At 52.7% G+C, this 20,202-nt stretch carries 21 protein-coding genes; 9 read left to right on the top strand and 12 right to left on the bottom strand.

The window, feature by feature from the left end:
* Nucleotides 1–15 precede the first annotated feature (15 nt).
* The 6 genes from ACKI5T_RS12475 to ACKI5T_RS12450 all read right to left on the bottom strand — a co-directional run bounded on the left by ACKI5T_RS12475 (nucleotide 16) and on the right by ACKI5T_RS12450 (nucleotide 5,946).
* Entirely contained in the window at nucleotides 16–1,725 is a 1,710-nt protein-coding gene (locus ACKI5T_RS12475; RefSeq protein WP_407437809.1) for an ABC-F family ATP-binding cassette domain-containing protein, read from the bottom strand.
* 341 nt (nucleotides 1,726–2,066) lie between these two features.
* The gene (locus ACKI5T_RS12470; RefSeq protein WP_407437807.1) at nucleotides 2,067–3,764 is read right to left on the bottom strand and encodes an NAD-dependent malic enzyme; all 1,698 of its coding nucleotides are present in this window, start codon (nucleotides 3,762–3,764) and stop codon (nucleotides 2,067–2,069) included.
* A 175-nt stretch (nucleotides 3,765–3,939) separates the two neighbouring features.
* Entirely contained in the window at nucleotides 3,940–4,077 is a 138-nt protein-coding gene (gene sra, locus ACKI5T_RS12465; RefSeq protein WP_012017437.1) for a stationary-phase-induced ribosome-associated protein, read from the bottom strand.
* Nucleotides 4,078–4,149: 72 nt separating this feature from the next.
* Complete coding sequence (gene bdm / locus ACKI5T_RS12460; RefSeq protein WP_012017436.1) at nucleotides 4,150–4,368, bottom strand: biofilm-dependent modulation protein; 219 nt, start codon at nucleotides 4,366–4,368, stop codon at nucleotides 4,150–4,152.
* A gap of 154 nt (nucleotides 4,369–4,522) precedes the next feature.
* Nucleotides 4,523–5,044 carry a VOC family protein gene (locus ACKI5T_RS12455; protein WP_407437805.1) on the bottom strand — a complete coding sequence of 174 codons (522 nt, stop codon included), beginning with the start codon at nucleotides 5,042–5,044 and terminating at the stop codon, nucleotides 4,523–4,525.
* A 50-nt stretch (nucleotides 5,045–5,094) separates the two neighbouring features.
* Entirely contained in the window at nucleotides 5,095–5,946 is an 852-nt protein-coding gene (locus tag ACKI5T_RS12450; protein ID WP_407437803.1) for a Vmh family MBL fold metallo-hydrolase, read from the bottom strand.
* Nucleotides 5,947–6,065: 119 nt separating this feature from the next.
* Between ACKI5T_RS12450 and ACKI5T_RS12445 the strand changes: the two genes are divergently transcribed.
* Complete coding sequence (locus ACKI5T_RS12445) at nucleotides 6,066–6,959, top strand: LysR family transcriptional regulator (protein ID WP_407437802.1); 894 nt, start codon at nucleotides 6,066–6,068, stop codon at nucleotides 6,957–6,959.
* 75 nt (nucleotides 6,960–7,034) lie between these two features.
* Nucleotides 7,035–7,463, top strand: coding sequence for an OsmC family protein (locus ACKI5T_RS12440; RefSeq protein ID WP_059178942.1), 429 nt, complete (start codon nucleotides 7,035–7,037; stop codon nucleotides 7,461–7,463).
* Nucleotides 7,464–7,523: 60 nt separating this feature from the next.
* Here the strand turns inward: ACKI5T_RS12440 and ACKI5T_RS12435 are convergent, their stop codons facing one another.
* Complete coding sequence (locus ACKI5T_RS12435; RefSeq protein WP_407437801.1) at nucleotides 7,524–8,429, bottom strand: LysR family transcriptional regulator; 906 nt, start codon at nucleotides 8,427–8,429, stop codon at nucleotides 7,524–7,526.
* 148 nt (nucleotides 8,430–8,577) lie between these two features.
* On the opposite strand from ACKI5T_RS12435, the gene ACKI5T_RS12430 reads away from it, so the two are divergent.
* Nucleotides 8,578–9,327 (top strand): SDR family NAD(P)-dependent oxidoreductase, encoded by a 750-nt coding sequence (locus ACKI5T_RS12430; RefSeq protein WP_407437799.1) that lies wholly within the window; start codon nucleotides 8,578–8,580, stop codon nucleotides 9,325–9,327.
* Here ACKI5T_RS12430 and ACKI5T_RS12425 read toward each other — a convergent pair.
* On the bottom strand, nucleotides 9,324–10,286 hold the full coding sequence (locus tag ACKI5T_RS12425; RefSeq protein WP_407437798.1) for a mannuronate-specific alginate lyase: 963 nt from the start codon (nucleotides 10,284–10,286) through the stop codon (nucleotides 9,324–9,326). The genes ACKI5T_RS12430 and ACKI5T_RS12425 overlap by 4 nt on opposite strands.
* A 91-nt stretch (nucleotides 10,287–10,377) precedes the next feature.
* Between ACKI5T_RS12425 and ACKI5T_RS12420 the strand changes: the two genes are divergently transcribed.
* A complete protein-coding gene (locus tag ACKI5T_RS12420) occupies nucleotides 10,378–11,895 on the top strand; it encodes an alpha/beta hydrolase (protein WP_407437796.1) in 1,518 nt (505 codons plus the stop codon).
* Here ACKI5T_RS12420 and ACKI5T_RS12415 read toward each other — a convergent pair.
* A complete protein-coding gene (locus tag ACKI5T_RS12415; protein ID WP_407437794.1) occupies nucleotides 11,828–13,036 on the bottom strand; it encodes an MFS transporter in 1,209 nt (402 codons plus the stop codon). The genes ACKI5T_RS12420 and ACKI5T_RS12415 overlap by 68 nt on opposite strands.
* Before the next feature lie 93 nt (nucleotides 13,037–13,129).
* Here ACKI5T_RS12415 and ACKI5T_RS12410 point away from each other — a divergent pair, with 93 nt between their 5' ends.
* The 5 genes from ACKI5T_RS12410 (at nucleotide 13,130) to dsbG (ending at nucleotide 17,406) form a co-directional block, all read left to right on the top strand.
* Entirely contained in the window at nucleotides 13,130–13,594 is a 465-nt protein-coding gene (locus ACKI5T_RS12410) for a winged helix-turn-helix transcriptional regulator (protein ID WP_407437793.1), read from the top strand.
* Nucleotides 13,595–13,681: 87 nt separating this feature from the next.
* On the top strand, nucleotides 13,682–13,933 hold the full coding sequence (locus ACKI5T_RS12405; RefSeq protein WP_407437791.1) for a helix-turn-helix domain-containing protein: 252 nt from the start codon (nucleotides 13,682–13,684) through the stop codon (nucleotides 13,931–13,933).
* Nucleotides 13,934–15,241, top strand: a complete 1,308-nt coding sequence (locus tag ACKI5T_RS12400; protein ID WP_407437790.1) for a type II toxin-antitoxin system HipA family toxin — start codon at nucleotides 13,934–13,936, stop codon at nucleotides 15,239–15,241.
* 141 nt (nucleotides 15,242–15,382) lie between these two features.
* Nucleotides 15,383–16,603, top strand: coding sequence for a diguanylate phosphodiesterase (locus tag ACKI5T_RS12395; protein WP_407437788.1), 1,221 nt, complete (start codon nucleotides 15,383–15,385; stop codon nucleotides 16,601–16,603).
* A 41-nt stretch (nucleotides 16,604–16,644) separates the two neighbouring features.
* Nucleotides 16,645–17,406, top strand: a complete 762-nt coding sequence (gene dsbG / locus ACKI5T_RS12390) for a thiol:disulfide interchange protein DsbG (protein ID WP_407437786.1) — start codon at nucleotides 16,645–16,647, stop codon at nucleotides 17,404–17,406.
* A gap of 12 nt (nucleotides 17,407–17,418) precedes the next feature.
* On the opposite strand, the gene ACKI5T_RS12385 is transcribed toward dsbG, so the two are convergent.
* From ACKI5T_RS12385 to ACKI5T_RS12375, 3 genes are all read right to left on the bottom strand, one after another.
* The gene (locus ACKI5T_RS12385; RefSeq protein WP_407437784.1) at nucleotides 17,419–18,726 is read right to left on the bottom strand and encodes a glycoside hydrolase family 10 protein; all 1,308 of its coding nucleotides are present in this window, start codon (nucleotides 18,724–18,726) and stop codon (nucleotides 17,419–17,421) included.
* A 7-nt stretch (nucleotides 18,727–18,733) separates the two neighbouring features.
* A complete protein-coding gene (locus tag ACKI5T_RS12380; RefSeq protein ID WP_012017420.1) occupies nucleotides 18,734–19,021 on the bottom strand; it encodes a VF530 family DNA-binding protein in 288 nt (95 codons plus the stop codon).
* Between the two features lie 392 nt (nucleotides 19,022–19,413).
* Nucleotides 19,414–20,184, bottom strand: coding sequence for a (S)-acetoin forming diacetyl reductase (locus ACKI5T_RS12375; RefSeq protein ID WP_012017419.1), 771 nt, complete (start codon nucleotides 20,182–20,184; stop codon nucleotides 19,414–19,416).
* Nucleotides 20,185–20,202: the final 18 nt, after the last annotated feature.

Genomic DNA, 20,202 nt, shown 5'->3' with positions numbered 1-20,202 from the left:
CCGCCGGGCACCGATTTACAGCTGGGCTTCCAGAATTTCAATTTCCTTTCGCCACTGTTCCTGAAGCTGAGGTTTTTGATGCTTCGGCTTACGCGCCAAATCCTCCGCCAGCAACGATTCCAGCGTCACCAGCCGTTCAAGCAGATCGTCGCATTCCGGCAGGCGATCCTCTTCAACAGACCGCGACGTGGCGATCGGTTTCAGGCCGCTGCTTTCGCGCAGCTGTTCAAAGACCGCGTCGGTATCGTGCCATTCGCTCAGTTTTCCATCCTCGACCAGCCAGAATCGATTACAGCTTTGACGGATTAACTGCCGGTCATGACTCACCAGCAGCACGCCGCCCTCAAACTGTTGCAGCGTGTCGGCCAGCGCCTCTTTACCTTCCATATCCAGGTGGTTGGTCGGCTCGTCAAGCATCAGCAGGCTGTAGCGGGCAAGCGTGAGTCCGACAAACAGCAGACGTGAACGTTCGCCACCGCTGAGCGTTGAGACTTTTTGCGCGTGCCGCGCCCACGGAAAACCTGCACTAATCAGCGCCATTTTGCGGACCTGCGGATCGGGCGCGAACGGCTCAAGCGCGTCCAGCAGCAGCGCGTCATCCGGCAGCTGATGTAGCGTCTGGTCGTAATAACCCAGCGTGGCACGCGGGTGGATTTTCAGTTCATCCGTGTCTTGCCCGGCGGTAAATTGTCGCCAGATAAGCTTCATCAGCGAAGATTTACCGCAGCCATTGCGCCCCATAATCGCGATGCGATCGCCGCTTTTAAGCCGGGCGATATCAACGTTAAACAGGGGCGTTAACCCAGGCGCAGGTGGAACGGCAAGATGTTGTATCTCCAGCAAGCGATCCGCGCGCAGCGCATCACCTCTGAGCGTGAGCGTCCACGGGCTGCCCACGGTGAGATCGGTCTGACTCTCCTTTAAGCGCTCGACCTGTTTTTCCATCTGTTTGGCTTTGCGGGCCAGATCTTCGTTGTCGTAGACCTTGCCCCAGGTCGCCAGCCGTTTTGCGCTCGCCGTAACACGATCAATCTCCTTTTGCTCCGCTTTATGCCGCTGGGCATCGCTTTCATCTCGTGCCGCCAGCGCATGACGTGCCGCAGTGCAGGGCAGCGCGAAGGCGTGCAGCGTTTTATCGCGCAAAATCCAGCTTCCGTTGGTGACGGCGTCCAGCAGCTGACGGTCATGGGAAACCAGCACAAAGCTACCGGACCAGTTCTGCAAAAACTGCTCCAGCCACAGCATGGTGGGGAGATCAAGGTGGTTGCTCGGTTCATCCAGCAACAGCAGATCGGGATCGCTAATTAGCGCGCGAGCCAGCAGCAGACGCGTGTGTTGCCCGCCGCTTAACGTCGCGGAGAACAGGGCCATATCTGGCGCGGTGAAGCCCATCGTCGCCAGCAATGTTTCTGCTTTCCAGCGCAGGCTATCGCGCTCAGTCGTCGGGAGTTGCGCCAGCACGGCGTCGATCATCGTCAGAGGATAAACAGCCTCCGGCAGATGCTGCTCCACGCGTGACATCAGACAGTGTCCGGCGAGTGCGACCGTGCCGACAGCCGGAAAATCGGTACCGTCGAGGATTTTCAGCAGGGTACTTTTGCCGCAGCCGTTATCACCCAGCAAACCAATGCGGTCGCCTTTTTTCAGGGTAAAGGAGAGCGAGTCGAAGAGCGTCGCGAACGCGGTATCAACACGTAAAGATTGTGCAGTTAGTAATGTGCTCATTGTTGCTTACTCAAGTGTTACAGGCATGAAAATGCCTCGTCAAACGTCGCTGACGATAACTCAGTAAGCCCGAGAGAAGGGATTCAGTAGAGGGTGTCTTCGCTCAAGCAGAAGTTATCGCAACATGAAGTCGATAACGCTTGAGCTAGTGCGATCACCTAAAGTATGTGAAAAATTGAAAATTTCACAGTACAGCATAATTGGCCTCCTTATATATTCATCAAGTTAATGGATAAAAGGAGTGTAACGGGGTCGGCGGAATTTTGCTAGTCGGGGAAGAAGGCGTTGCGATTCAGTGCCTGACCCTCTCCTGCGCAGAGAGGGCCAGTTGGTCATCGGGTTTAAATCGAGGTACGGCGATAGCTGCGGTATTCCGGCATCCAGAAGTTTTCGTCAATCGCTTGCTGCAACGCATCGGCTGAGGTTTTCACCGCCACGCCCTGCTGCTGCGCCATTTTGCCGACAGCAAAGGCAATGGCGCGCGACACGATGTGAATATCTTTGAGTTCCGGCAGAACCAGTCCTTCGCCATTCTTCACCAGCGGCGAGTGCTGTGCCAGCGTTTCGCTTGCCGACATCAGCATCTCATCGGTGATGCGCGACGCGCCAGAGGCAATCACGCCCAGGCCAATACCCGGGAAGATGTAGGAGTTGTTGCACTGAGCGATAGGGTAGAGTTTGTCTTTCCAGATAACCGGATCAAACGGGCTGCCGGTGGCGACCAGCGCGTTGCCTTCGGTCCAGGCGATAATGTCCTGCGGCGTGGCTTCGACTCGCGACGTCGGGTTAGACAGCGGCATCACGATCGGGCGTTCGCAGTGCTTGTGCATCTCACGAATGATTTCTTCGGTGAATAATCCGGTCTGGCCAGACACGCCAATCAGGATATCGGGCTTGACGTTACGTACCACGTCCAGCAGAGAGAGCACTTCGTTATCGGTGTCCCAGTTTTTCAGGTTTTCGCGCTTTTGCACCAGTTTGGTCTGGAACGGCAACAGGTTTGGCATGGCATCCGTCAGCAGGCCAAAGCGGTCAACCATAAAGACGCGTGAACGCGCCAGCTCTTCACTTAACCCTTCGCGCTGAGTCTGGGCGATGATCTGCTCTGCAATACCACATCCCGCAGAACCCGCACCGAGGAAGACAATTTTTTGATAGCTCAGCTGGCTGCCCGCCGCGCGGCTGGCGGCGATCAGCGTCCCGGCGGTGACCGCCGCGGTACCCTGAATATCGTCGTTGAACGAGCAAATTTCATCGCGATAGCGGTTGAGCAGCGGCATCGCGTTTTTCTGCGCAAAATCTTCGAACTGCAATAGAACGTCCGGCCAGCGATGTTTAACCGCCTGGATGAAATCATCGACGAACTGGTAATACTCGTCGTCCGTTACGCGCGGGTGACGCCAGCCCATATACAACGGGTCAGTCAGCAGTTGCTGGTTGTTCGTACCGACATCCAGTACGACCGGCAGCGTGTACGCCGGGCTGATACCCCCACAGGCGGTGTACAGAGAGAGTTTACCGATCGGAATACCCATCCCGCCGATACCCTGATCGCCGAGACCCAAAATACGTTCGCCATCCGTCACCACAATCACTTTGATGTTGTGGTTTGGCACATTTTGCAGAATGTCATCCATGTTGTGGCGGTTCTCGTAAGAGATAAACACGCCGCGAGAACGACGATAAATCTCGGAGAAACGCTCACATGCCGCACCAACGGTAGGGGTGTAGATCACCGGCATCATCTCTTCGAGATGATTTTGCACCAGCCGATAGAAGAGGGTTTCATTAGTATCCTGAATGTTTCGCAGGTAGATGTGCTTATCGATTTCGGTTTTGAAACCCTGATACTGGATCCAGGCGCGTTCGGCTTGCTCTTCGATGGTTTCGACCACTTCCGGCAGTAAGCCCAGCAGGTTGAAGCTGCTGCGCTCTTCGGCGCTAAACGCGCTGCCTTTGTTCAGTAGGGGAAACTCCAGCAGAACCGGTCCCGCATAGGGAATATAAAGGGAACGATGTTTTTTTGTTTTCTTGTCCATGTCACTCACTCGATTTTTAGATATCCGTCCCTGGCACTGTAGGTTGTCATCTTTCTGGCTTGCTGGCAGGGCTGCGGTCGGATGGTAGTATAAAGGAGCTGAATGTTAATTACTCGTCGCGCACATACAAAAACACCATCGGTTTTGCCGATGGTGTTGTCAGTCTGACGGGGATTTATTTGTCCGCGTGACGTTTTCTGCCGGACGCATGGGTGACTACCGTTTCGTTGCTGTCCTCAATCACGACTTTGCGTTTATTGGAGAGCTTGTAGTTCAGTCCCAGAATATGACGTGCATGACGGTTCGATTTCATGTGTACTCCTCAATTCTGTTGCGAGTTTTGAAGGATACGCTTGCTTTCGCAAACGAAATGTCACCCCTTGGGTTATGACAAGGTTGCGTGCTGACCACTCACGACGTAGTTAATGGTCTGCTGATAAATATCACTGAGGATGTCATTGTCCGCGGCTTCGACCCAACGCGTCAGTTCCATTAAAATGTCATCTTCAGTGACCGCGCCGTGTTCGGCGCGCAGGCCTTGTTCAATGGCATGAACGAGGTCCGGTTGTGCGGATTGTGTATTTGCTGAGTAATGAGTAAACATGCTGCCTGCCTCCGTGTCGTTATCTGTTTTTATCTATTTAATGCTTCGGCTTGCACTTCGTAATTCACATTCAGAATGGCAAATATTTTTACAACTGTGGCTCAGATTCATCCTGGAAATAAAAATATCATAATCACCACGTTGTTAACGTGTATTACGGTTTCCAGCGACGTAACGAGATATATTTTTCGTAAGGCATCGGAGAGGGCCAGGAAATTAATTCTATCACGCTGCCCCAGGGGGTTTTTCCGTAGCAGAACGCGTTGCCTTCACCGCGTTCATCGGGAAATGTCAGCGGTTTGGGTTCCGTAAATATTTCACCGCCTGCCGCTATGAATCTGGCGATAGCCTGCGAAAAATCATCGACATACACAGCAAAATGCTGAAGGCCAAAATCACTCGGGCGTGCGGCAGGCTGCTGCTCCGGGCCGTGCATTTCGAACAGTTCAATACCGGGGCCGTGGGGAAGCGTCAGCATACGAATAGCGCGGATTTGTGTGCCGGGAAATAAACGCAGCGTTTTCTCTTGTGATGCGTTATCGATATTATCGTCCCCGGGTTCAACGGAGCGATAAAGAACCTGAGCATCTAGCGCTTTTTCGAAAAATAGTGTGGCTTGCTCAATATCCGGTACTGTAATACCGATATGATCAATTCCTCTGACGGTAGAAGGCATATTTTTCTCCTGCTATAAAAAAGTCACTATAGCAGGAGAATATTATCGTGTTACCACTTCATTTCGCCGGTATTGACCTTCGCGCTCAGCTCCAGCGAGCTGTCTTCTGCAAGCGTTGGCCACTGTTTTTTCATCGTGCCGATCACGGCTGTTGAATCCTTATGCGCCGTCAAAGCCTGCTCAAGTTGCTGAAGATAAGTGCGGGTAAAATCAATGGCTTCTGACCCTGCAGTCGGCGTTCCAAGGTAATGACCCGGGATCACACGCGCCGGCTTACGCGCGGCCATTTCGGTAAGTGTCTCTTGCCACTGCTGGCGGCTCGCTTTGCTCTGGGTATCCGCTGTCCAGACGTGAATCCCCCAGGAAACGCCGGTGCCGCCGAGAATCGCTTTAGCCGAAGGGATCCACACATAGGCCGCGTAGCTGTCTGGTTGTTCAATATCAATTTTCTCGCCGTCAACCATAAACGTTGTGGACGCGATCACCTGCGGAACAATCAGCTCTGTCGGTGCGCCGTCTTTCATTTGCGGCCCCCAGAAGGCCAGTTTGGCATCTTTGGTTTCCTTGATGTGATCGACCACTTTTTGTGTGGCGACCACTTTGGCGTTCGGGAATGCTTTCACCAGCGGCTGTAGGCCGAAGTAGAAATCGGGATCACCCGATGTGATCACAATTTTGCTGAGCGTTTTGCCGCTGCGACGAATTTTTTCGACCAGCGCTTCGCCATCTTTCACGCTGAATTGTGCGTCAAACAGCACCACTTCTTTCGGCCCCGATACCAGCGTAGAGGAGACAGCAAAAATGCCTTTCTCCTGCGGATTGTAAGTATCCAGCGTCAACGGCGCGGCAAACACAGCAGGCGTCAACAGGGTGCAAAGCAGGGCAAGGCGGTTCAGTTTCATGATGTTGTCTCGATACTCGATATTGTCAGAAGTCTCTATTGTACGGATATCTTCATTTGCGAGAATTCCTGAAACAAGACATGCTTAGTTTCATAAATCGATCAGATGGAGTCGTTAAAATGGATCGCGTTATCGCCGCCCAGGTCTATAACCGAATTTGTGAGCTGGGAAGTCTGAGTGCCGCCGCGCGCGCACTGGGGATTTCTCGTCCTATGGTGAGCCGCTATCTGGAGCAGATGGAAAAGTGGGCGGGAACGCGTCTGGTTCACCGCTCAACGCGCAAGCTGACGCTCACGCCCGCCGGAGAAAAGGTCTTGCTGAAGGTGCGCAATATCATTCAGCTGGCGCAGGAAATCGAAGACCAGTCGGCAAAGGATGTCCCCGCCGGAACGCTACGCGTGGCCTGTGCGCATTTTACGGCGATGCAAATCGTCTCGCCCATGTTGCCGGATTTCCTGTCGCGGTATCCGCAGCTACGCGTGGAGATGGATGTTAATAATCATCCGGTCAGTCTGGTGGGCGAACGCATTGATGTGGCGATTCGCATTACCGATAACCCGGAGCCCGGCATGATTGCCCGTCGTCTCGGGGAGTGTCGTTCCGTGCTTTGTGCGTCTCCGGCGTATCTTGCAGACAAAGGCCTTCCCCAGTCGATTGACGATCTGGCGGGGCATAACTGCCTGCATTACAGTTTTTTTGCCGGACAATCCTGGAACCTTGTTACCGAGGAAGGGCACGTGGTGACAGCCGCCGTCAGCGGTAATTTGAGCGCCAGTATCTCGTCATTGCTGATGGAGGCGGCGATCAACGATTGCGGTATCGCTATGCTACCCGAACTGGAGGCGCAATCGGCGCTAAGCAGCGGGGCGCTTGTACCTGTGTTACCAGAATTTACGCCAAAACCGATCGCGATTTATGGTATTTATCTGTCGAGAGATTATCAGCCCGCCGCGTTGCGCGCTTTTCTCGATGCCCTGTCAAATCATCTGCTGCAATTGTGCGCTAAGGTCTAAGACTCTTCTGGCTTCCTCTCAGAACGGAATCGACGTTCTATACTTAACCCTTTGTAAGCCAAAAGGAGAGCATCAATGACGATTCATAAGCACGGTTCAGCACACTGGTCTGGCGACATTAAACGCGGCAAAGGCACGGTTTCAACGGAAAGCGGCGTTTTGAATCAGCAGCCCTACGGCTTTAATACCCGCTTTGAGGGTGAAAAAGGGACGAACCCGGAAGAGTTGATTGGCGCAGCGCACGCAGCCTGTTTCTCGATGGCGCTTTCGCTCATGCTGGGTGAGTCGGGATATACCGCAGATTCCATCGATACCACCGCGGATGTCTCCCTCGACAAAACCGACAGCGGCTTTGCCATCAGCAAAATTGCGTTACAAAGCAAAGTGACGGTACCTGGCATTGATCCGAAACAGTTCGACGGCATTATCCAAAAAGCCAAGGCGGGATGCCCGGTTTCTCAGGTACTGAAAGCGGAAATCACGCTGGATTACAAACTGAACTAAGTACCATGCATGAAGCCGGGCGACTGCCCGGCTCATTTCAGCCGCGTTAATTCAGAGGCGTTAACCGCGCAGTGCAGAAGGGAATATCTCGGCAAGCCAGTCGATAAAAACCCTTAGCCGATGCGTCATGTGCCGGTTCTGCGGATAAACGACATGAAAAGGGTAGCTCGCGGGCCGCCATGCCTGCAGGATCTCAACCAACGTACCGTCTTTCAGGGCCTCTTTCGCCGCATAGCAAAAGGTCTGAATAATCCCCATCCCGGCCACGGCCGCCGCCAAATGCGCATTGCTTTCGTTCACCCCGATATGATGCTGCGTTTTGAATTCCCGCATTTCACCCTCAATGATAAAGCGAAAGGGGAATGCTCTGCCCGTCAGTGGCGATAAATAACTCACCAGCTTGTGCCCGTTTCGTAATTCATCCGGATAGGCAGGCACACCCGCGGCCTTCAGATATCCCGGTGTCGCGCAGGTCACCATCGTCGCATCACCGATATGACGCGCAATTAGCGATGAGTCATCGAGTGGGCCGCCACGGATCACACAGTCCACGTTACCGCTAATCAGATCCACCGGCCGATCGGACACGCCTAAATCGATTTTGATTTCCGGATAGCGCTGTAAAAAATCCGGTAACGCCGGGATCAGCACTTCGCGCGCGGTAGACCCACCGATATCAATGCGCAGATAGCCTTTCGGCCTGCGCTGTGACGCGCTAAACGCGGTGTCGATCTCCTCGATATCAATGAGCACCCGCGAGGCTTTTTCATAATAGTCCTGTCCCTCAGGCGTGGCGACGACGCGGCGGGTGGTGCGATGTAGAAGACGCACTCCCAGATGGGCTTCGAGAGATTTTACCAGCTTACTTAACGTGGCATTCGGCAGGTTCAGCGAATCCGCTGCCCGCGTAAAATTGCCAGTTTCCACCACCCGCGTAAACGCGCGCATAGCCATTAATTGATCCACAATGACGCTCTCCTTGAGAGACCTGATTATCCACCTATGGAAAGAGTATTTTCTATTTTTGCTAATTTTTCATTAATTCTTCTGCGACTAGAGTGTGTTCACCGGCTGACTGACAGCCTATTCGAAACATCGTCGAGGACGATTGAAAATGAGTCAACCACTTTCAGGCAAGATTGCCCTGGTCACGGGCGGGAGCACGGGCATCGGTCTTGCCACCGCGCAGGAACTGGCGGAGCAAGGGGCAAAAGTCTACCTCACCGGACGTCGGCAGCTTGAGCTGGACGATGCTGTCGCGTTGGTTGGCGCGTCGGCAACGGGTATTCGGGCGGATGCCTCCCGTCTGGACGACCTGGATAAGGTCTACGCGCAGATCGCAGAAGAGTCGGGGCGTCTGGACATTTTGTTTGCCAACGCCGGTGGCGGGGACATGCTGCCGCTGGGTGCCATCACCGAAGAGCATTTTGACCGGATATTCGGGACTAACGTTCGTGGCGTACTGTTTACTGTCCAGAAGGCGTTACCGCTTCTGAGTGCTGGCTCGTCCATCATCCTGACCGCGTCTACCGTTTCGGTAAAAGGGACGGCCAACTTTAGCGTTTATAGCGCCAGCAAGGCGGCAGTGAGAAACTTTGCGCGCTCATGGGCGCTGGATTTGCAGGGGCGTGGTATTCGGGTCAATGTGGTGAGTCCGGGCCCGGTCAAAACGCCTGGATTGGGCGGATTGGTTCCTGAGGAGCAGCGCCAGGGGCTTTATGATGGACTGGCGGCGCAGGTTCCGCTGGGACGGATTGGTGAGCCAGCGGAAGTCGGGAAAGCCGTTGCATTTCTGGCCTCCGACGCCGCCAGCTTTATCAATGCCGTTGAGCTGTTTGTCGACGGCGGTATGGCGCAGATCTAAGGTTGATATAACGCCGTCAAATCTCCCCCCAGACGGCGGTTTTTCAAGGGACGGCTGGCGTCGCGCAGTGTTAACGTCGCATCGTCACAGTGCGATAACGCACAATACGGCTCCAGCCATTCCAGATGGGTTTTATCTTCTCGCAAAACATAGCTTGCCAGCCGCGTGAGCGCACCGTGATTTTCCTGTGTGACGTCCACCTGATTTGCCTTTGCAAAGCTTGCGATCATCACCAGTGGCTGAAGGGCATAGTTGTGATAAGCCACCGCCCGCGCACGGCGTTTTTGTTCGTTGGGCAACTGTCCGTTGTCATCAATCTGGTGAGCCGCGATGCGGTACTCCTTGAGCGACCAGTCAAACAGATCCTGACGATTCAGCGCCACTGACGCGGCCATCACCGACCACGCCGCCCAGTAGCTGTGATTATTGGTTTTTTCCAGCGGCAGTCCGTCCCAGTCCTTCACCACCTGATCGGCCAGCTTTGACAGCCAGCGTTCGGTTTCTGTGCTTTTTTGCGGGGTATCCAGTTCCAGCCAACTCGTGGCAAGTGTTGCCAGCGCCCATTTGCGCATTGAACGCCCCGTATGATTGGCGGTGGTAGACGTCAGCGCATCCGCGTCAGCCCAACGGCGGTAACCGTCCAGAATGCAGTTAAGGGTTTTCGTGTCGCCGCTGCGTTTATAGCGCCAGACCATTTCCGAGATGCCGCGTTCGAAATCGGTAATGTGTTTTGTCTGCTGACGAAAGGCGTTTTCTGCTTCCGGATTTAACGTCGCGCGGGCGCTGTCAGACCCTTCGTATTTACTGCGAAAATCCAGGTTACCGGTATACGGCGCGGGAAGGGGCACGCATTTCCCTTTTGCCGTTTGCGGGAAGGGCTGGGTAAAACCTGGCGGCGGCACAAGCTGAGCCGCGCAAGCTGAACCCGAAATAAAGAGTAGAACGATAAGTAGGCGCATCCGTTGACTTTACGTCAGCGGCGTATGCCTCGTCTATCCGCTATTCTGTTAACATTTAATAGAAAACGAATTTTTCATGAAAGGGCATATCATGACTAACCTGCCGCAGCGGAGACGAACGCGTTTGTTGGCTGTACTAAAAAATGGCGCAAAGGCGTTGGGCATTGTGGTCATTGTGCTTCTGGCCGTCCGGATCTATAAGTCGCAAACGGGTCCCGCACTCCAGCCGTGGCATACATGGACGGCGAATGAGATGTCGGCACGCGAGATTGATCAGGCCACCTTTAATGATTATCTGGCGCGTGAAACAGCGATTTTCCATGATTTGCAGACCGACGTGACCGATACGTTACAGGGTAACGAAAAAACGCCGCTCAATCGTTACTATCGTAATAGCCCGGTATGGTCGGGCCGTTTTCCTGATGAGGGTAATCGCTCGTTTGTTTTGATGCCGAGTACAAAGCCGAAAGGCGTGGTGGTATTGCTGCACGGCCTGACGGACTCGCCGTACAGCGTGAAAAGCCTTGCCAGTGACTATCAGCAGCAGGGATTTATTGCGATTGCCCCGCGTCTGCCGGGTCACGGTACGGCGCCGGGTGCGCTCACCGATGTCGACTGGCAAGACTGGATGGCGGTCACTCGGCTGGCAGTCCGTGAAGCGACCCGTCTTGCAGGCAAGGATGTGCCTTTGCATCTGCTGGGATATTCCAATGGCGGGGCGCTGGCGATGAAATACGCCCTCGATGCGCTCGACGATCCGCAGTTGCGCCAACCACAGCAGCTAATTCTGCTGTCTCCAATGATCCGCGTGAATGCGTTTGCTCGTTTCGCCGGGCTGGCAGGATTACCGGCGTTGTTGCCGCCGTTCGCCAAAGCGGCCTGGCTGAGCGTATTGCCGGAATATAATCCGTTTAAATACAATTCGTTTCCGGTTAAAGCGGCGCGCCAATCCTGGCTGCTGACGCAGGCATTGCAGAAACAGCTCAATAACGATGCACGCAGTGGCAAGCTCGAGACTCTTGCGCCGGTTCTGGCTTTCCAGTCTGTTATGGATTCAACCGTCAGTACCCGTGGCGTGGTGGATTCGCTGTTTAACCTGTTACCGGCAAACGGTAGCGCACTGGTTCTTTTCGATATAAACCAGGCCGCGATGCTGCGACCCCTGTTCCGCCCGGGGGCGTATGTGGCAGCGGAATCGCTATTACCGGCCACGCCGCGTCGGTTCACGACCACGGTGGTCACCAATGCCTCGGCACAGAGTTTAGAGACGGTCGCCAGAACCACGCGCGCCGGTGAACGGGATGAAAGCGTCCAGCCGCTGACGATCTCCTATCCGCGCGATCTCTACTCGCTTTCGCATGTCGCGATTCCGTTCCCACCCAATGACGATCTTTACGGCAGCCAGCCCACCGATCCGCAGCGCTACGGGATCAATCTGGGCAACATGTCCCTGCGCGGAGAAACCTCGACGCTGGTCGTCGGAATGGACTCGCTGATGCGTGTTACCTCGAACCCGTTTTATAACTATATGTTGGAGCGGATTAATCAGTTCTCTGGCTGTGCCGAATCCTGTCAATCAGCAGCCAGTAAAGCAGCACCAGCGCGCTAATCGTCGCACCCAGAAGACACACGCCCGTCCAGCCGAATAGGCTCCAGACCCGGGTGGCGAGCAGGGCACCGAGGGCGCTGCCGACCGAGTAGAAAAACATATAGGCGGCAACCAGTCTGCTGGTGGCGTGCGGTCTTGTTGCAAAAATCATGCTCTGGCTGGTGACGTGAACCGCCTGTACCGAAAAATCCAGCAGAATAATGCCTGCTGTCAGCGCTATCAGCGATGATCCGCCCCATGCCATTAGAAGCCAGGAGAGCAATAACAACACCAGCGCAATCCCGGTGACGTGTTGTCCGTGGCCACGATCGGCCAGGATTCCGGCTTGTCTTGCCGCCAGTGCCCCAGCAATGCCAGCCAGACCGAACAGGCCAATTTGTGCAGTGGTCAGACTAAACGGCGCATGGCTGAGCGGGAAAACCAGGGATGTCCATAGCACGCTAAAATTCATAAATATCAGCAATGCCAGAATGCCGCGAGACCGCAGCGCAGGGATTTCTCGCCACAGAGAAAATACCGACAGCATCAGTTGCCTGTACGAGGGTGAAAGCTCCCTTTTCGGTTCATTCGGCGCAGTACGGATGAAAAGCAACGCCATCAGGAACATCGCACCGGCCGAGACCATGATGGCGACTCTCCAGCCCGCCCACTGCGCCAGAAATCCCGAGACCAGACGCGCGAGTAAAATGCCAATCACCACACCGCTGGTGACGATGCCTGTCACCTGACCGCGCCTTTCCGGGGCCGACAGACTGGCGGCAAACGCCACGATGATTTGCACGACCACCGCCATCGCGCCCACCAGACTGAGCATGCCACTTAACCCGTAAAGAGAAGAGGCCATGGAAGCGGCGAGCAACAACCCGCTACTTGCCAGTAGCATGAGCGTGACCAGCCGTTTGCGGTTAAACAGGTCGCCAAGGGGAACCAGCAGCATCAGCCCCAGCGCGTAACCTGTTTGTGTCGCGGTGATGATCATGCCCATTCTGGATTCTCTCTCGCCGAGTGAGAGGGCGATTTGGTCCAGCAGCGGCTGCGTCATGTAAACGTTCGCCACGGCAAAGGCGCAGAGTGTCGCAAAAAGTAAAATCAGGCGAGAGGATAGCGGTGCTGCCACGCCAGGGTATTCCGAACAGGTCATTTGCTTTATCCTTGAATCTGGTTTTAAATAAAAACCAGTTAATCATTATCCATTCTGGTTTTTATTTGCAACTAGATTTTATGAGTATTTGCTATGACGCATGAAGAAACGTTTGTCACCACCACCTGTCCGGTGGCGCGCACTGTCGATTTATTGGGCGATCGCTGGATGCTGATGATTATTCGTGATGCTTTCGATGGCATGAGCCGTTTTAGTGATTTCCAAAAAAGCACCGGCGTTGCGAAAAATGTACTGGCGGCGCGCTTAAAAATCCTGCTTGAGGCGGGCATATTCTTGCAGGCTCCGGCAAATGAAGGCGGCGCGTATAAAGCCTATCATCTGACTGAGAAGGGGAAATCGCTGCTTCCCCTGATTGTCTCCCTGCGCCAGTGGGGGGAAGAACATCTGTTCCAGGAAGGTGAATCGGTATCGCGTTTGGTGGATGCGGCACACCAACCCGTCGCCAAACTGCGCGTCACGGATCGTAATGGCAACGTACTAACGCCCGACCAGATTCAGCGCGTCAGCGGGATATCCTCTGGCGGGGATAAATCGTAAATATCCTCTTGCGGGTATAATTTGCTTTTATCCCCGCAAGGGGATATTTTTATTTTATCTGCGATCGGGGATAAAAAGGGAGCAAGAATGAAAATTACCACATCAACCATGCTGGCCAGTGCCATGAGAGATCAGCGCAAAGCGCTGGAACTGACTCAAGCAGAAGCCGCCGAACGCGTGGGGATGAAGCAAACCACAGTATCAGGCTTTGAACAAAACCCGGATACCAGCAAGCTGGAGACGCTGTTTCGTCTGCTTTCAGCACTGGATTTAGAACTGCACGTCGTGCCCCGGGGTCAGGTATCAGAAAAGGACAGCAGCTGGACGCAGGAGTGGTAAATGAAAACCAGTAAACTGACCGTTGCGATGAACGGTACGGTTGTCGGTACGCTGTATCGTAACGGAAAAGGAGCGATGTCCTGGCAATATGCGCAGACATGGCTCGACACGCCGGGTGCGCGCGTGATTTCACAGTCGCTACCATTAACGCCGCGTCGTCAGGAAGGTGAGGTGGTGTATAACTTCTTTAGTAATTTGCTGCCTGACTCGCAGGCGATTATCTCGCGTATGCAAACGCGCTTTAAAATCCCCACGGATCATCCTTTCGATTTACTGGCAAGCGTTGGCCGCGATTGTGTTGGGGCAATCCAGCTCTATCCGGAAAACAGTGAAATACCCCCTGTGACGCACATGCAGGCCACGCCGCTTTCCAATAACGAGATTGCGGCACTGCTGGAAGGGTATCGTAATGCGCCATTGGGGATGACCGACGACCAGGACTTCAGGATCTCCATTGCCGGCGCGCAAGAAAAAACGGCGCTGCTCTGGCATCAGGATTGTTGGCAACGGCCCACCGGCAGCACGCCAACCAGCCATATTTTCAAACTCCCCATCGGGAAAATTGAGCAGAACAATATTGATCTGAGTGAAAGCTGTGAGAATGAGTGGCTGTGTTTACATCTTGCACGTGAATTTGGTTTTGCGGTGGCGGAGGCAACGTTAGCGACATATGCCGACAAGAAAGTCCTGATTGTCGAGCGTTTTGATCGTAAATGGTCGCGAGACGGAAAGTGGCTGATGCGCCTCCCGCAAGAAGATATGTGTCAGGCTCTCGGCTATTCACCTGCGCTAAAATATGAATCTCACGGCGGGCCAGGCATCGCTGAAATCATGACCTTGCTGCTGGGCTCGCGCCGTTCAAACCACGATCGCGAAACGTTTTTCCGCACGCAGATATTTTACTGGCTGATAGGCGCGATCGATGGACATGCAAAAAATTACAGTGTGTTTATCGAACCCGATTCGGCTTACGTGATGACGCCGCTTTATGATATTTTGTCGGCCTATCCCATCTTCGGGCCAAAGGGTATTTCTGCGCAAAAAGCGAAAATGGCCATGGCGTTGCAGGGCAAAAACCGGCAATACCACTGGGCTCAAATTCAACCACGTCATTTCCCGGCCACGGCCGAGCGTGTTGGTTTTTCTGCTACGCGCGCGAAAAAGATGATGGTCGAAATGGGCGGTATGACAAATGAGGTTATCGAGCGGGTGCGTCAGTCGTTACCGGTTGATTTCCCGACACATATCAGCGAAGCGATTTTTAACGGTATGGCGAAACAAGCGGAAAGGCTAACAGGTTCAGAATAAAATACTGTATACATTTTCGTAACTTATATAAACCACAGAAAATCTGAAAAAGTCACATTCCGGTAATATCATTAGTCCTGAGCTATAAATTATGATAAACAATCGCTTATAAGCGCAATTATCAAAACGGGACTTATTACTGTGCTGACTACACTCATTTATCGAAGCCAGTTAAATTCATCCTGTGAACCATTCTCGCTGACATCACTTGTCGAGCAGGCAAAGCTACGCAACGCAGGGCTGAATATTACCGGCATTTTGCTGTGTAACGGGACGGACTTTCTGCAGATCCTCGAAGGAACGGAAGAGAGTGTCGTTAAGCTTTTTCATAAAATCCGTGGAGACAAACGGCACCAGTGTGTCGTAGAGCTTCTGCGTGATTATGGGCCAAGAAGACGGTTTGATAACGTCGGAATGGTATTATTTGATCTGCAGGTAGAAAGCCCAAAATCGGTGCTTGCGTCGGTATTGCGCTATAGCAAACTCGACAGTTATCTGACTTCAGACGATCGGGTATTTAAATTCATTCGGACCTTTATTACTCAAGGTAAAAAATCGGGAAGCAGAAAAGTTTATTGCCCCAAGAACTGGAAGCTTGAACGCGAACACGCGCCTTTTGGTGACGGCATTGATGGTTTGATAAGCAGCCAAATTTGCCAGTTTGCCTTCCAGCCGATTGTCGATCCTTCTGAAGGTAAAATCACATCGCTCGAAGCCCTGATCCGTGGCAACGATGGCGGTAGCCCTGAGCATTTTTTTAATGCCCTGGACCCGAACCGTATTTACGAAATCGACCTGCAAACGAAAGCCTATGCCTTCGCGCTGGCTGATAAAATCGGTATCAGCGATCATAAAATTGCCATTAATTTACTGCCAATGTCGCTGGTAAATGTACCCGGCGCGGTCGAGTTTTTAGTGGAAAGTATTGCAAAACACCATCTTTTGCCGGAACAGGTCGTGGTAGAAGTCACTGAAAATGAGATGATTTCTGGCTTCAACCAGTTCAATAGTGCCATCAAACAGCTCCGTGCGGCGGGAATTGGTCTGGCGATTGATGACTTTGGTTCGGGTTATGCCGGATTATCGCTTCTCACGAAATTCCAACCGGACAAGATTAAAATCGACCGCGAGATTATCACTAATATCCATCGTAGCGGTCCAAAGCAGGCAATTGTGAAATCCATTATCAGTTGCTGTACCGATATGGAGATTACGCTTGTGGCTGAAGGGGTTGAGCAAATTGACGAGTGGTGCTGGCTTGAATCTGTCGGAATAAAACGTTTCCAGGGATTCTTATTCGCCCGGCCACAATTGAATGGCGTTGGCGATATTTACTGGCCTCAGTTAACCGACTCGCAATAATTATGCTGCCGCACATACTCGATATTATCCGGAAAGAAAAAATGAAACGTTGTCTTTATTTTATCGCACTTTTTTTACCCGCATTGAGCTTTGCTGCCGGTGATATTCCTGCCGTCGTGAAGCATTTTGCCGAGCAGCAGGATATCAAAAACATTAAAGAAATTGATGCTCCCGGCGGAGTTAAAAGCTGGATAGGTCAATATCAGGATATGGGCGTTACGCTGTTTCTTACGCCAGACGGCAAACATGTTATTTCTGGTTATCTGTATGACGATAAAGGGAAAAACATCAGCGAGGAATATTTCCAGAAGGAGATTTATATCCCACTGGGACGAGAAATGTGGCAAACACTCAATAAAACTCAGCCGTTGAAAGAGGGCGCAGATACCGCCCCGAGAAAAGTGTTTGTTTTTGCCGATCCTTTCTGCCCTTACTGTAAGACGTTTTGGACCGAAGCGCAGCCGTGGGTGAAAGCAGGGAAGGTGCAATTAAATACGCTGCTGGTGGCTTTTTTAAACCCAAAAAGTGGCGCCAACGCGACGGCGATACTGAATGCTGCCGACCCCGTTACAGCCTGGAAAGCATACGAATTATCGGGTGGCAAAACACTGCCGAAATATGAGGGCAGCAGGTCGAGAGAAACCTTTAATCAGCTTCAGCAACATCAGAAGCTGATGGACGATCTGGGTGCCAGTGCGACGCCCGCGATTTATTATATGAATGATAAAAATGAGCTTCAGCAGGTGGTTGGCATGCCGGACCAGAAACAGCTTCTGGATATGTTCGGACCGAAACCGGAATAGGCCTTTTATTCTTCACGAGCCCCAGCGTGTTCTCAGGTAATTCACCGCTTCCTGCGCCTGGGGCTGATTCAGATAGTCTTCTCTGAACAAAATCGTGCCATCAATGTGCGGTACTGATTCATTCAGATCGAGCTGTTTTTTCAGCTCAGGCACACCGCCACTGACGGTCCAGTCAGGCTCAATCTTCGACGATTCACCCACTTTATAAAGCGCGACACCAATATACAAACGCGTATTGGTCGGTTTTACGACGTCCGCCCACCATTTTGCCAGGACATCGTAGCGAGCCGCTTTGCGAGAAAAGGGCCAGTAAACCTGAGGGGCGATGTAATCCAGCAACCCTTTTTGTACCCATAGACGGGTATCCGCAAAGGCTTCATCGTAGGCCGCCGCACCGGACGTTTCCGATCCTAAAGGATCATGTGAACGATTCCGCCAGACGCCAGCAGGGCTTACGCCAAATTCAACGTTAGGATTTAACTGCTTAATCGTTCGCGAAACTTGTTCAATAAGCTGTTGGGTGTTGTTCCGTCGCCAGTCCGCTTTAGAACTGAACCCGCTGCCATATTTCTGATACGTAAGGCTATCATTCAGCGTTGAACCCGGCGTCTCAGCATAGAAGTAGTCATCAAACTGTACGCCGTCTACGGGGTAACGCGAGACGACTTCGGCCACAATACTGGTGATCCAGTCTCTGGCTTCGGGAATACCTGGATCGAGAACGAAACGATCGCTGGCCGTGCGAATCCAGTCGCGATGAAGAATATATACGCTGGCGGGATTGAGCGAAATAGAGCGATTAAGTTCTGCAACTGTTCCGGGTTTGGTATTGACCGTCACGCGATAAGGATTAAACCACGCGTGAACTTTCATGCCGCGCTTGTGGGCTTCATCCAACATAAATTGCAGCGGATCGTAGCCAGGGTCTTGACCCATTTTCCCTGTCAATGTGTCCGACCACGGCAATATCTGCGATGGCCACAACGCAGAGCCGTCCGGTTTAACCTGGAAAAACACAGTGTTAATTCCCAGACTCTGCAATTTATCAAGCTTATCGGTCAGCGCTTTTTTCTGCACAACGTTGCGCGTAGTCGGATTGCTAATATTGACGGATGACACGGGCGGCCAGTCGAGACGAGAAACGGTTGCAAGCCAAACGCCGCGCATGGGTCCTGAATCCCTGGAAGACTTAACCGTCAATGGATGTTTTGCCACCGGCGGAAGAGGCGTCACTAAAGAGACGGGCGGTTTGGACGAACAACTGGCGAGCAACAGCGCAACGGCGATGAGCGCGCCGGCACGTTTCACGTTTTTTGGCATTATCGGATCAGCTCTTTTTCATTCGACTGTTGGCCCAGGGGTCATCGTTATGATCGTCATCGTTATCAGATGCAAAATCTTCCCGGGAATCGAGATACAGCGCTTCAACTTCAGCGCGCGCCCAGGGCGTGCGGCGGAGGAACTTCAGACTGGATTTGACGCTAGGGTCACTTTTAAAACAATTGATGTTGACCAGTTTGCCGAGTTTATCCCAGCCGTAATGAGCGACGAGTGCATTGATTTGCATTTCAAGCGTGATGCCATGCAACGGGTCTTTAGAAAGATGATCGGCCATATGAATCCAGTTCTGATTATGGTGATGGAAGTGCAAGGGAAGGGTACAAGAAAGCGCGCGTATCGGCAAATTATCCCTGTATTTCCGGATTGTCTGCGTGAAATCTGGCTCATCAGTGTACTGGTGAAATCACAGAATTCACGTAGCGCAAGCATTATTGAGTTTAGGTATGGGAATCATTGAGTTAGGTGGATTAGTAAGTGATACAGATAGAGCCTGGTTCAATAGTTGGTTAACAGATATTGAATTTAACATAATATACATTATGCGCACTGAAGTATTGGTGCGGATTTTCTGGCAAATACTGGCTCTCATAAGGTTCTTAACTTAGCAGTCATTAAAAGGCCCCTGTAGATCTACAGGGGTAAACTCATACCAGAACTTTGTAGCGCTTAATTAAATACCATCCCACCGTCAATCAGCAAGGACTGGCCGGTCATGTAGTCGGAATCGGGTCCTGCGAGATAAGAGACACAGGCGGCCACATCTTCCGGTTCGGACAACCTGCCGAGCGTAATACGTTTCGCAAAGGTTTCTGTGCCATAACCTAGCGGTTTACCGGCCGCCTCAGACACCTGACGATCGATTTCCGCCCACATGGGCGTTTTGACGATGCCCGGGCAATAGGCATTAACGGTGATCCCTAGCGGAGCAAGATCCCGTGCTGCGGTCTGGGTTAACCCGCGAACCGCGAATTTGCTGGAGCTGTAAACCGCCAGTTCCGGGTTGCCGGTATGTCCCGCCTGGGAGCAGGCATTAATGATCTTGCCACCGTGCCCCTCTTTTCTAAATGCGTCAATCGCGGCCTGAATACCCCAGATCACCCCTTTTACATTGATGTTGTAGACTTTGTCGACAATCTCTGGCGTGATCGACTCAATTGGTGTAGACGGCGCAATGCCCGCATTATTGACGATAACGTTGAAATCGCCCAGCGCGGTGCGCGCTTTCTCCACCGCCGCAAACACTTGTTCACGGTTCGAGACATCCACCTTCACGGCGATAGCTTTGCCTCCGCTTTGGACGATCTCATCGGCGACGGCCTTTGCCGTCTCTTCGTTATAGTCGGCGATGGCAACAGCAAAGCCATCTTTCACCAGGCGAAGCGCAATCGCTTTACCAATCCCCTGGCCTGAGCCGGTTACGAGAGCAACTTTTTGCATTTCTTTGTCCTTATCATG

Source organism: Lelliottia sp. (assembly GCF_045627565.1).
In the GTDB taxonomy this organism is placed as follows: domain Bacteria; phylum Pseudomonadota; class Gammaproteobacteria; order Enterobacterales; family Enterobacteriaceae; genus Enterobacter.
The sequence above is the reverse complement of the archived record's forward strand: the minus strand, read 5'-3'. Positions and strand labels throughout refer to the sequence as shown.

Bases quoted from the DNA above. Each gene is read 5' to 3' on its own strand.
- ACKI5T_RS12475 (WP_407437809.1), bottom strand. From the start codon at position 1,725: ATGAGCACATTACTAACTGCACAATCTTTACGTGTTGATACCGCGTTC.
- ACKI5T_RS12470 (WP_407437807.1), bottom strand. From the start codon at position 3,764: ATGGACAAGAAAACAAAAAAACATCGTTCCCTTTATATTCCCTATGCG.
- sra (WP_012017437.1), bottom strand. From the start codon at position 4,077: ATGAAATCGAACCGTCATGCACGTCATATTCTGGGACTGAACTACAAG.
- bdm (WP_012017436.1), bottom strand. From the start codon at position 4,368: ATGTTTACTCATTACTCAGCAAATACACAATCCGCACAACCGGACCTC.
- ACKI5T_RS12455 (WP_407437805.1), bottom strand. From the start codon at position 5,044: ATGCCTTCTACCGTCAGAGGAATTGATCATATCGGTATTACAGTACCG.
- ACKI5T_RS12450 (WP_407437803.1), bottom strand. From the start codon at position 5,946: ATGAAACTGAACCGCCTTGCCCTGCTTTGCACCCTGTTGACGCCTGCT.
- ACKI5T_RS12445 (WP_407437802.1), top strand. From the start codon at position 6,066: ATGGATCGCGTTATCGCCGCCCAGGTCTATAACCGAATTTGTGAGCTG.
- ACKI5T_RS12440 (WP_059178942.1), top strand. From the start codon at position 7,035: ATGACGATTCATAAGCACGGTTCAGCACACTGGTCTGGCGACATTAAA.
- ACKI5T_RS12430 (WP_407437799.1), top strand. From the start codon at position 8,578: ATGAGTCAACCACTTTCAGGCAAGATTGCCCTGGTCACGGGCGGGAGC.
- ACKI5T_RS12425 (WP_407437798.1), bottom strand. From the start codon at position 10,286: ATGCGCCTACTTATCGTTCTACTCTTTATTTCGGGTTCAGCTTGCGCG.
- ACKI5T_RS12420 (WP_407437796.1), top strand. From the start codon at position 10,378: ATGACTAACCTGCCGCAGCGGAGACGAACGCGTTTGTTGGCTGTACTA.
- ACKI5T_RS12415 (WP_407437794.1), bottom strand. From the start codon at position 13,036: ATGACCTGTTCGGAATACCCTGGCGTGGCAGCACCGCTATCCTCTCGC.
- ACKI5T_RS12410 (WP_407437793.1), top strand. From the start codon at position 13,130: ATGACGCATGAAGAAACGTTTGTCACCACCACCTGTCCGGTGGCGCGC.
- ACKI5T_RS12405 (WP_407437791.1), top strand. From the start codon at position 13,682: ATGAAAATTACCACATCAACCATGCTGGCCAGTGCCATGAGAGATCAG.
- ACKI5T_RS12400 (WP_407437790.1), top strand. From the start codon at position 13,934: ATGAAAACCAGTAAACTGACCGTTGCGATGAACGGTACGGTTGTCGGT.
- dsbG (WP_407437786.1), top strand. From the start codon at position 16,645: ATGAAACGTTGTCTTTATTTTATCGCACTTTTTTTACCCGCATTGAGC.
- ACKI5T_RS12385 (WP_407437784.1), bottom strand. From the start codon at position 18,726: ATGCCAAAAAACGTGAAACGTGCCGGCGCGCTCATCGCCGTTGCGCTG.
- ACKI5T_RS12380 (WP_012017420.1), bottom strand. From the start codon at position 19,021: ATGGCCGATCATCTTTCTAAAGACCCGTTGCATGGCATCACGCTTGAA.
- ACKI5T_RS12375 (WP_012017419.1), bottom strand. From the start codon at position 20,184: ATGCAAAAAGTTGCTCTCGTAACCGGCTCAGGCCAGGGGATTGGTAAA.